Origin of the sequence: Bradyrhizobium sp. (assembly GCF_019242285.1) — a bacterium.
In the GTDB taxonomy this organism is placed as follows: domain Bacteria; phylum Pseudomonadota; class Alphaproteobacteria; order Rhizobiales; family Xanthobacteraceae; genus Bradyrhizobium.
The window spans coordinates 1-10,140 of the sequence record NZ_JAFAVV010000781.1 but is presented as its reverse complement, the minus strand read 5'-3'; the positions used below and the strand labels follow the sequence as shown (position 1 = coordinate 10,140).

The window sequence follows — 10,140 nt, the reverse complement described above, 5'->3', positions numbered from 1 at the left end:
CGTGCTGTCCTTTACATTCTTGTTCGTAGTCATGACCGCATTCGGGATCAGTGACCCCGGAAAGCTGATCGCACAGGGCCTGATCATTCTGCTTGCGGCGATCTTCTATGGCGTCAGAGCAGCAAAATCCCATTGAGCGAAGCGCAGCAACTTGAGGTGATACGATGTCGGAGGAGAAATCTATCTTGTGCTACGGCGACTCTTTGACGTGGGGCTGGATTCCGGTCGAGGATGGCTCACCGACCCAACGCTACCCCTTCTCCAGCCGCTGGACCGGCGCGATGGCGAAGGAGCTCGGCCCCGGATATCGGGTGATTGAGGAAGGCCTCAGCGCACGCACCACCAGCGCCGATGACCCCAATGACCCGCGTCTAAACGGCAGTCACTATCTGCCGACAGCGCTCGCCAGCCACCTTCCACTCGATCTAGTCATCATCATGCTTGGTACTAATGACACCAAGCCGTTCTTCAATCGCACTCCCTACGACATCGCCTACGGCATGGCAAAGCTTGTTGGCCAAGTGCTTAGCAGCGCCGGCGGTATCGGCACGCCCTACCCCGCGCCAAAGTGTCTTGTCGTCGCGCCGCCGCCGCTGGCCCCGATCCCGCACGCCTATTTCGAAGGAATGTTCGGCGGCGGGCATGCGAAGACAGCTGAGCTCGCGAAGCAGTACGAAGCCATGGCCGACTTCATGAAGATCGACTTTCTTGACGCTGGCAGCTTCATCACTACTGACGGCTGCGACGGCATTCACTTCACCCCGCAGAACAATTGCGACCTCGGCAAGGCGATCGCCGGGAAGGTCAAGGAAATCATCGGAGATGATGCTTCCCAACTGCATGGCGCTCGCGTGGCAGGTACATCGTTGTCGTGACGAAACAGCAGTTGTCGCTAATGTTGCATCGGCAGAAAGGTTGAACCAGGCTCTGGGGAAGGATGGGCTGGTGTCGCCTCCGCATCGCGGCTATCGCTCGCCAGACCGAATTTGCCCTGCTTAGCGGAGTTTCGGACATTTGCGGTTAGAATGATCGCTTAAATTGATCGGACCGGGCCGAACTCAGGGCGCTTCGGGCCCTCAAAAGTCCGCCTGTGCCAGGTGACGCAGCTCTTCGCTGGCAGATTACCCAACCGCCACGCATCAGGTGCACCGCGCTGCAAGACAATCGAATCAAGCCGATCTCCGCCACTTGATCCACAAGGCGATCAAGGTGGGTTAAGCCAATATCTCACGTGATTGATGTCCGGCATGCATTTCAAGATCGGAGACCGCACCTGAGGCAATTCGTGAATCTTTTCACCGATCAAGCGGCCAAGATCATCCAAGACCACCCGGCTTGCGGAGTAAGTGCTCCAGCGGTTGACGAGCGCGTAACATGTCCGAGCTCATTTGCAATCAAAGGTTCTCGTGGCGGCCCAGGCCACATCGCGATCGTGCATTTCGGCAAGCGCGCTGCGACATCCTGTGAGCGTTGGCGGGATCGCCGCTCGCGAGCAGCTCCTGTGCCTGTCTCATCAAGGCGGCTCTCTGATTTGCGCTTATTTCCTCGTCAGCGCCGTGGTCATTCTGCGGCTTGCAGCGCCGTCCCACTTCGAACGGGCCGACGTCATATGCAGCCGTGAGCGAGCCTGCGATACGGTCATGCGTTCCGTTTCCCGTGCCGTCCTGACAATCCTGCTCAGGTCGCACCAAACCCTCATCCCGTCTATCGAGCGCTATTCGCAGGTCGGGACCGACCGCAGGAACGTGAATCGCGGTTTTAAAAGTCTCCGGACCGAGGCGTCTATGATGTTTGGCCAAACCTCCACCCGGCGCTTGCGCGACGATCTCTGCGGTTCTGCCCGTGACGCCAGACATCGGACGAATTGATCTCACCAATGTCGACTCGATCATCAGCACAAGGCTCATCATCGCGGCTGCGACGACACCGGTGATGATCAGGCGCGACCGCCGCAGACGACGCTGCTCCCCCGCGTGATCAAATCGTCGCCGGCGCGCCCGCGCCAGCCGCTGGTCATAGGCTCCGCGCCGCTTGGCGTCGCGCAATATCCTGATGGCGATGGTTATTTGACGGAATCGGCGCGCCGCATCAGGATCCCCTGGGTTGAGGTCCGGATGATGAATCTTTGCAAGCCTGCGATAAGCCGCCTTGAGGGCTTCCTGGCTGGCATCGGGCCAAACGCCCAGCACTTCGTACAATGTCTTCATCGACGCCTCGCAGCAAGGCGCTGGTTGCGAAAGACCGCTGCATGAACGCAAACATCGGCTCGATGGGATCGGAGCCAATGACTGCCCTATTGAACGACAGCCTCCGCCAAACCCAGTTTCGACAACATCGAATTAGAACCACGATACCGAATCGCATGGGCGAATGTCATCAATATGACCGCACAACGAGCGCGAGTTCTCTTGTCACGTGCAGGTAAATCATTCGTAACCACAGGTTGCGGCGGTGACCTTGACCGCCCGCGGCGCGGCCCAGGATTTGTTGCGAAGCCAGAAGGCGCCGCTTCCGCCGCTCGACCTTCGGCACCATGGGTTGCGGCTCAACGCCCGAGAAACACCTCGACGCGACGGTTCTTCTGTCGGCCGAGCTCGGTGTCATTGCAGGCAACCGGCAGAATCTTCCCAAATCCTTCCACCTGAATGTCTCGGGCGTAGCGCCATGCGCCGAGCGCAGCGAGCTCGCGGCGCACTGCCTCCGCCCGCTTCCTGGCCAGATCGACGTTGGCGGTCTCATTGCCGACATTGTCGGTGAAGCCGGCCAGCAGAACGTTGCGCGACGTCGGGTTCTTCTGCAGATAGCGTGCAAACCGCTGGATATCCTGCCGCGCCTTGGTGTCCAGGTCCTCGGAGCCGAACGCGAACCGGTAAGTTATCGACAGCCGGTCGGCCTGCGCCGCGGTTTCGACAAATCTCCGCCGTGCTATCGGATCGGCTTCGGTTTCCTGCAGGCGTGCACTCTCGGCATGATCGTCGCGCGCGATCTCGATCTTCTGGTCGGTCGCGCTATGAGGCACCTCCGCCCCATCCTCGCCGACAGCGGGAAGCGAAAGTCCAAACGCGTCGTCGGCACGATCGTCGGCCTTGATGAAATCAACCAGCCGGCGCGCGTAGCCCTCAAGCGGATAAGGCGTGAAGATGAACAGGCGGCGCGCCAGCGGATAGTCCTCGGTCTTGATGCTGAACGAGCTCGCCGACTGCTCGACGCCGCAGGCGCCTCGCAGCCGAAGGGGCTTCACGTTTTTCCCGATCAGCGCTTCGGGCGCGAAGCCGATGCTCATCTCGTCACTGGCGACTGCGGCCAGCAGCCTGTCGTAGGATCCGTGCGTGAAGGCAATCGTTCGGGCCAGCTCGGCGCCGCAGGTCTTCAAGACGAGGGACTGGAACGTTTCGAAGGTCCCGGACGGCCCGAGGCGAACCTGGAGGTTGATGGTCCCCGGTCGGCCGCCCAGTTCGCGCCAATCGCGAATCCTGCCGGCGAAAATTTGCGCGATCTGGCAGAGGCTCAGCGCGCCGACCGGATTTTGCCTGTTCACGACGACGACGACCGCGTCGAGCGCCACGACCTGTTCGACCTCGCTGCGTACGAGCGGTGTGCGACCAGCCGCGCTGGCGAGCACCCCGATTTCGCTCGCGCTGTAGTCACGCGATGACATTCCGATCTTCGCCACCTTGTCGACGATCGCGTCCTTCGCGGTGTCCGATCCCGTCGAACGCACGGTGACGCGAAAGCACGCGGCGTCGGGGCTGCTCCCCTGGAGCTGATAGATGCGGGTCAGCGTTTTCGGATCATCCGTGGGGGCGACCCGCATGGCATTGGCGTTGGCAAAGGCCTGTATCAGAAATGGCATGACGCCGAGACCGACGGTCCCCGATCCCTGGATTGCGAGGTCCTCGAAGCTTCGACAAGGGGCGGCCGGCGCGGCGGGGTCGGGGGTGGTATTCGCGACCACCGGCCTGGGAGCCGGCGAGACGCAGTGGCCATCCTGCATGACCTGGCTCGCCGGACAGGCGCAGCCGGCTGGCCCGGCCTCCTGGCGGGCAGGGCAGACGACATGCGAGCCGCACTCCTCGACATCAGCCCGTCTGACGGTGATCTCTCCATAATTTTCGGTGTAGACGCGGTAATAGGTCGTGCTGTCGTTGCCGACCAGAGTCCCCGAAATCGGAGGCGCGTTCGCATTCACCTTGGAGCAGAACATGACCTTGAGGCCAATGGGATTCTGCGCCTGGGAGGGCTCGCCCAGGAAGCGGACCAGGAACCAGACCGACAACAGGGCGAGGATCATAGTTCTGGTGGGAAAAGATGATCTCATGAATACGCCTCCCATGACGAATCACCGTGGTGGTCGCTCTTGCGGCGCGGAAGGACACGCATCGAGGCTCGCGTTCGAGCCGGCCAGGACCGGGGCAATGTCGAACCCGGTCAGACCGATCTCGAAGCGCGCATCGGGCGCAGAAGGTGCCAGCATGCGGTCGATGACGCCGTAGGAAGCATCCAGCACCGTGACAAGCTTGAGCTGCGCCCGATACCGGCCGTCCTCATGGATGAGTGGCGGCGTGGTCAATTGACGCTGCGTGAACACGATCGAGGCGGTAGCCGAATCATGACCGGAAACCGCGAGCGGCGCGAACAACTGGCGCCGCTTGTCGTCGAGATTTTCCACCGTTGCCCGCGCAGCGAACGCCTTCGTCCGCCCGTCCCTGCTCACCGTCAACTCGACGGCTAGCACCGCACCGGTGCGCGCACCGTGATTTGCAATGGTGACCGGAACGACGAAAAATTCGTCATAGGAACCGGGACCCCGTCCATATTCCCAATTACACCCGGCGAAGATCTCGAGCTTCGGCTGCTTGAGCACTGTCTCATACAGGCTGATGCCCGAAAAAGCCAGCGATGTCAGCGAGATGAACAACGCGGAGCGCTTGAGTAACGCCGTGTAGCGGCGCATCGAGGAGATCACCGCGACAGCAGCGGCAGACACGGCTGCCCGGACCCGCCGGGCCGCCCCTGCCCCCTTGCTCTCCTCGGTCGGTTGCGCCGGGACCGTCACCGCAAATGCCTGAACGCCTACAAGCCCAGCGCTGCCTTACGACAATTTTGCGACACCATTCTTACACGTCCGAAACATGATTCCACGCCCGTCCTCCGGACCGGCCGCCATGAATGACGTCCTCAACCGATTCCGAGCAGGCCCCGGCAGGCGGCCAAGGCCGTACTGATGGTGGATGAAATCGCAAGACCCAGGATGCCGAGCGGCCCACGCTTCGGACGTCGATCGGTCATGGGGCCGGCATTGGCGAGCAGATACTCGACGCCGGAAAACCCGGCGTGATCGAACATGGCGTATCGGCGAACTCTGGCTCTGTGGCTTCTTCCGCTCCGAGCGCGCATCCGTCACCCGATGATCGAGTACCCTAGTTCATCTTTGTCCAGCCGGCTGTTCCACGAGGCCCGCGACCACGGCCCAATGCTGAACGCGTCTCAGCGTTCCATTAGTTTAGGATTAAAATTATGACGTCGGCAATACAACCAACCAGTTGAAACAACATCATCCGGAGTGATGAAGCCATCGAATCCGCGAACCCTGTCTCCGCTCGCGCAAGAGTAGCGGAGCGGCCTGTGCCTTACGCCGCGGCCACCTTGGAGCGGCCGAAATTCCGCATGCGGCATTTCCGAAACTGAGGAGACCCCGACGGCGCGTTGCGGATCGCCGCAAGACGCTCGAAGCTTGTCTTGACGCGGATTTCGAGGTCTAATCTTCGCCGAGGCCCGACCGGCCTTTCCGCACGCTTCGATGAAGCAGCGTGTCCTTCGGCAATGGCTGCCGCACCCACTCGCGAAGGAACGCCGGCGCGCGGCTGTCAAGACCATCGATCCTTCGCCTCGCGGAGGACTCATGACCCTCGACCCCTATCGGATCGTCTCCGAGCCCTACTACCAGTCCCTCGGCAACGAAATCGAAGCCTTTGCCGCCGCTTATGCCGAGCGCCTGCCGGTGATGCTGAAAGGACCGACCGGGTGCGGCAAGACCCGCTTCATCGAGCACATGGCCTGGCGGCTGGGCAAGCCCCTGATCACGGTCGCTGCGCACGAGGACATGACCGCAGCCGATCTTGCCGGCCGCTATTTGCTGGAGCCGACGGGTACGGTCTGGCACGACGGGCCGCTGACGCTGGCCGTGCGCTTCGGCGCGATCTGCTATCTCGACGAGATCGTCGAGGCGCGCCAGGACACGACCGTGGTGATCCATCCGCTCACCGACGCGCGGCGCATCCTGCCGCTCGAAAAGCACAACGAGATCGTCGCGGCGCATGCCGACTTCCAGCTCACCATCTCCTACAACCCAGGCTACCAGAGCGCGGTGAAGGACCTGAAGGAATCGACCAAGCAGCGTTTCGTTGCGATCGACTTCGGCTATCCGCCGCCGCCGACCGAGGCCGCCATCATCGTGCGCGAAAGCGGCACCGATCATGATCTCGCCGGCATCCTGGTCGCCATCGCCCAGCGCTCCCGCAATCTGCAAGGACATGGGCTCGACGAGGGTGCTTCCACCCGCATGCTGATTCACGCCGGCCGCATGGTCCGTGCCGGGCTGTCGCTGGAGGCTGCGGTGCAGTCCAGCATCGTGCTGCCCATCACCGACAATCCGGACATTCGCGCCGCCCTGCGCGACGCAATCCAGGCGTGCCTGCCGTGAGCGCGGCGAAACCATCAGCTTCATTCCAGGTCGTTGCATCGACGGAGGACAGCGCGACACGGCGGCTGCACCTGTTGATGCGGCAGCGGGAAGTGCTGCGTCCGCTGTTCCGCGCCACCTGGGACGAGCTTTCGCATCATTTCGATACCAGCGAGCTCGAAGCATGGGCTACGGCTGTGCTCGCGCTCGCCAACGTCAACGCCGGTCCCGCCTGTATCATCGCCTATTGGGCCGCGAGCAGGAACGCCGCCGGTCGCGAGGAGATCGCCCCTTTGCTGGCGGCCGCGCAGGCCGCGGCCGACATCTGCCGTCACGCCGGCGCGCGGCCTGCGACTGCCACGCTCAAGGCACTGCCGATTGCGTCGCGCGCCTTCGGCCTTGGCCCGGCGCTGGCGCGCTGGTGGCGGGTGATGGAGCTGTTGTCGCGGCAGGCGCCCGAAGCGGTCGAACTGACGGCAGCGCGGATGCATGCGATTCTGGCGCCCGGCACCATCGATGCCTTCGAGAACTTCGTCACCGCGGGATTGCGCGCGGCATCCGGCGACAAGGCGCGCCGCATTGCCTTCTTCTCGCTGGAAGACGAGCTGTCCCGCCGCCTGATCGCCCGCGATCTCGGCAGCGTCGCTTTTCCCGAGATCGAGGTCGAGCTCAAGGCGTTCATTACCGCGTTGTGGGGCCGTGCGCCGCTGCTGCGCGGTCTTCCCACCGACAACAACCAGACAGCCCGGCGGCGCGCGTCGATCGCAGGCCCTGTGATCCGGCTGCCGGAGGTCTATCGCGGCGTGCAGGGCGAGGCCGCCCGCACGCTGTTTCGCGCAGCAGCCGCGCACGCGCAGGCGCATCTGGTGCTGGGCCAGGGCCTCTTTCCCGTCGGCACGCTGAAGCCGCTGCAGATTGCGCTGGTCAACCTGATCGAGGACGCGCGCATCGAGACACTGGCGATGCGGCAATTCCCGGGCCTTCGACGGCTGTGGTCACCCTATCATGTCGCAACGCCTTCCGGCGTGGTCGCGGCGCCGACACTGCTCGCGCGGCTGGCCCGCGCGCTGTTCGATCCGGCCTATGCCGATGACGATGCCTTCCTCGCCAAGGGCCGCGCGATGTTCGCGGCGGCGATGCCAGGGATCGGCGAGGCCGCGATCAGCCGCGAGATCGGCATGTTGCTCGGCAACGATCTCGGCCAGATGCGCGTGCAGTTCAACGTCAAGACCTATGTCGTCGAGCCGGTCTATCGCGACGATGGCCTAGGCCTGTGGGATTTCGGTGAGAACGCGCCGTCCTCCGGCGAGGTGATCGAGCTGCCCATCGAGGCGGTCCGGATCGAGCGCCAGGAAGCAAAGCGCGGAGAGCAACTCGAGGCGACGGAGCAGAGTCCGGCCGTCGGCAAGGCTCGTCCGGTCGCGCCGGATCCGCGCGGCGTGGTGATCGCGAAATACCCGGAATGGGACAGCGCGCATGGCCTCGAGCGTCCTGAATGGACGACGGTGCGCGAGGTGGCACCTCGTCTCGCCGAGCCGCGCCTGATCGAGGAGGCGCTCGACCGCGCCGAGGTGCTGCGCAACCGGATCGGCCGGCTGGTGCGGAGCGTGCGGATCGGCCGCAAAATCCGTCTCAACCGGCAGCGCGAGGGCCATGATCTCGACGTCGACGCGATGCTGGACGCCGGGATTGCATTGCGCACGGGCCAGCAGCCTGACCCGCGCGTGTTCCGCTCCTCGACTTCGGTCCATCGCGATCTTTCGGCGCTGCTGCTGATCGATGTCTCCGAATCCACCCGCGATCGTCTCACATCGGGAGCGACCATTCTCGACGTCGAGCGGCTGGCGGTCTCGGTGCTGGCCGAGGCCATGGGCAAGCTCGGCGATCCCTTCTGCCTGCTCGCCTTTGCGTCCGACGGGCGTGAGGACGTCAGGATGACCAGCATCAAGGCGTTCAACGAACCGTACGGTCGCCCCTGCATGGCTCGGTTGGCGGGCCTCGAATCCGGGCTGTCGACCCGGCTTGGGGCCGCGCTCCGTCACGCCGGCCATGCGATCGGCGCCACGATATCCGGCCGCAAGCTCGTGATCGTGCTGACCGACGGCGAGCCGTCGGATGTCGACGTGGCCGATCCGATTGCCCTGGTCGAGGACGCGCGGCGGGCTGCGGTCGGGCTCCATGCCGCCGGCATCGACGCCTACGGTGTCGTGCTCGGCGAGGCCGGGAGTCCGGCCGCAACGCGGATTTTCGGACGCGGCAAGACCATGATGGTCCATCGCGTCGAGGATCTGCCGGGACGGTTGTCCGAGCTTTATTTCAGACTGGCGCGCCACTGAAGCTATTTGCGCCGGCGCACGATCTCCGTTCCGAGCGCGGCGGCGGCGGCGACGTGAAACGCCGCCTCCATGCCGCGGCCGAGCGTGCCGCCATCCGGCGCCAGCAGCCGCATCACCTGCCCTGCTCCATTCGGTGTCGGCGACACGCCGGCCAGGCAACCGCAGCGTTCTGCCGCTTGCTCGAAAGCACGTTGGACCGGCAGCCGGTCGGCTGGCGCGATCAGGAGAACCGTCGCCGTCGCGGTCACGCTTCCCAGCGCGCCGGACCGCAGCGCGTCGCCCTCGATGCGGCCGAGGTCCTGCAGCAGCAGTCGGCCATCCGGGCGGAGGATACGTTGCCTGCTCGCGAAATGCGCAAAAGTGCGTCCTGCGCCCTGGGGATCGTGGATGGCAAAACCATCGGCGAGAAACAGCACGGCATCCTCGGCCACGGTCGCCACGGTTTCGAGCCGAAGGTCGGCGCCGGGAAACAGCACATAGGGATCGCTTGCAATGGCGCAGAAGCCGCCGCTATGAACGGTCAGGGACTGGCGTTGCCGTGAGCCCGCGCAGCGCCCGTCATGCACGACGGCCGATGCCTGCGTCGTCACATGAATGGCGGCGCCTTTGTCGACGACGATCTCCAGGCTGATGCGGTCACCGGCATAGAGGCCTCCCGACGCCGATTGCAGATAGAGGGTGAGGAGGTCCGGTCGCGCCGCATCGAGATGAAATCCGCGGGTGATGTGCAGGGGATAGCCGACATGCTGGCGGCGCAGCGTGGTGCGGCCGCCGGCCAGATCGGCCGCCAGATGGGCCTCGACGTTCCGCCCGGAACTAGATCCGAAAGAGGACGGCGGCAGATATCGCATCGGCGACGCCCTCAATTCCAATGCCGGCCCGCAGGTTGGTCGCGATGATCGGCCGCCCGCGGCGGACCTGCCGCGCCTCCTCCAGCATCCGTTCGAGATCGACCCCGACATGCGGCGCCAGATCGATCTTGTTGACGACGAGCAGGTCGCAGCGCAGCAGGCCCGGCCCTTTCTTGCGCGGAATGTCGTCGCCGCCGGCGACGTCGATCACGAAGATCCACCAGTCGACCAGGTCGAGCGAAAAGGTCGATGCCAGATTGTCGCCGCCGGA

General features: G+C 64.1%; 9 protein-coding genes and 1 pseudogene. 4 read left to right on the top strand and 6 right to left on the bottom strand.

Translation table 11 applies throughout. From position 1 onward, the window contains the following. Together JOY90_RS40235 and JOY90_RS31765 are read left to right on the top strand one after the other, a co-directional pair. Positions 1-136, top strand: a pseudogene (locus JOY90_RS40235) (ABC transporter permease); the annotation flags it as partial. 28 nt (positions 137-164) lie between these two features. Next, positions 165-875: an SGNH/GDSL hydrolase family protein gene (locus tag JOY90_RS31765; RefSeq protein ID WP_291695046.1), complete on the top strand. Its 711-nt coding sequence runs from the start codon at positions 165-167 to the stop codon at positions 873-875. 519 nt (positions 876-1,394) lie between these two features. Here JOY90_RS31765 and JOY90_RS31760 read toward each other — a convergent pair. The 4 genes from JOY90_RS31760 to JOY90_RS31745 all read right to left on the bottom strand — a co-directional run bounded on the left by JOY90_RS31760 (position 1,395) and on the right by JOY90_RS31745 (position 5,346). After that, positions 1,395-2,207 (bottom strand): J domain-containing protein, encoded by an 813-nt coding sequence (locus JOY90_RS31760; protein ID WP_291695045.1) that lies wholly within the window; start codon positions 2,205-2,207, stop codon positions 1,395-1,397. Between the two features lie 338 nt (positions 2,208-2,545). Then, positions 2,546-4,318, bottom strand: coding sequence for a phosphate ABC transporter substrate-binding/OmpA family protein (locus JOY90_RS31755; RefSeq protein WP_291695044.1), 1,773 nt, complete (start codon positions 4,316-4,318; stop codon positions 2,546-2,548). 21 nt (positions 4,319-4,339) lie between these two features. Further along, complete coding sequence (locus tag JOY90_RS31750; protein WP_291695043.1) at positions 4,340-5,056, bottom strand: hypothetical protein; 717 nt, start codon at positions 5,054-5,056, stop codon at positions 4,340-4,342. 122 nt (positions 5,057-5,178) lie between these two features. After that, positions 5,179-5,346: a hypothetical protein gene (locus JOY90_RS31745; RefSeq protein WP_291695042.1), complete on the bottom strand. Its 168-nt coding sequence runs from the start codon at positions 5,344-5,346 to the stop codon at positions 5,179-5,181. A 556-nt stretch (positions 5,347-5,902) separates the two neighbouring features. On the opposite strand from JOY90_RS31745, the gene JOY90_RS31740 reads away from it, so the two are divergent. Both JOY90_RS31740 and JOY90_RS31735 read left to right on the top strand, forming a co-directional pair. Next, positions 5,903-6,703: a CbbQ/NirQ/NorQ/GpvN family protein gene (locus tag JOY90_RS31740; protein ID WP_291695041.1), complete on the top strand. Its 801-nt coding sequence runs from the start codon at positions 5,903-5,905 to the stop codon at positions 6,701-6,703. Next, positions 6,700-9,018 (top strand): nitric oxide reductase activation protein NorD, encoded by a 2,319-nt coding sequence (locus JOY90_RS31735; protein WP_367277017.1) that lies wholly within the window; start codon positions 6,700-6,702, stop codon positions 9,016-9,018. Before JOY90_RS31740 ends, JOY90_RS31735 begins: the two co-directional genes overlap by 4 nt. A gap of 2 nt (positions 9,019-9,020) precedes the next feature. Here the strand turns inward: JOY90_RS31735 and JOY90_RS31730 are convergent, their stop codons facing one another. Continuing rightward, on the bottom strand, positions 9,021-9,869 hold the full coding sequence (locus JOY90_RS31730; RefSeq protein ID WP_291695039.1) for an urease accessory protein UreD: 849 nt from the start codon (positions 9,867-9,869) through the stop codon (positions 9,021-9,023). Then, a partial coding sequence (locus JOY90_RS31725) for a GTP-binding protein (protein WP_291695038.1) occupies positions 9,835-10,140 on the bottom strand: 306 nt, incomplete at its 5' end. The genes JOY90_RS31725 and JOY90_RS31730, both read right to left, overlap by 35 nt.

Excerpts from the sequence above, each read along its gene's own strand:
- JOY90_RS31740 (WP_291695041.1), top strand. The coding sequence starts at position 5,903 with ATGACCCTCGACCCCTATCGGATCGTCTCCGAGCCCTACTACCAGTCC.
- JOY90_RS31755 (WP_291695044.1), bottom strand. The coding sequence starts at position 4,318 with ATGAGATCATCTTTTCCCACCAGAACTATGATCCTCGCCCTGTTGTCG.
- JOY90_RS31730 (WP_291695039.1), bottom strand. The coding sequence starts at position 9,869 with ATGCGATATCTGCCGCCGTCCTCTTTCGGATCTAGTTCCGGGCGGAAC.
- JOY90_RS31745 (WP_291695042.1), bottom strand. The coding sequence starts at position 5,346 with ATGTTCGATCACGCCGGGTTTTCCGGCGTCGAGTATCTGCTCGCCAAT.
- JOY90_RS31760 (WP_291695045.1), bottom strand. The coding sequence starts at position 2,207 with ATGAAGACATTGTACGAAGTGCTGGGCGTTTGGCCCGATGCCAGCCAG.
- JOY90_RS31765 (WP_291695046.1), top strand. The coding sequence starts at position 165 with ATGTCGGAGGAGAAATCTATCTTGTGCTACGGCGACTCTTTGACGTGG.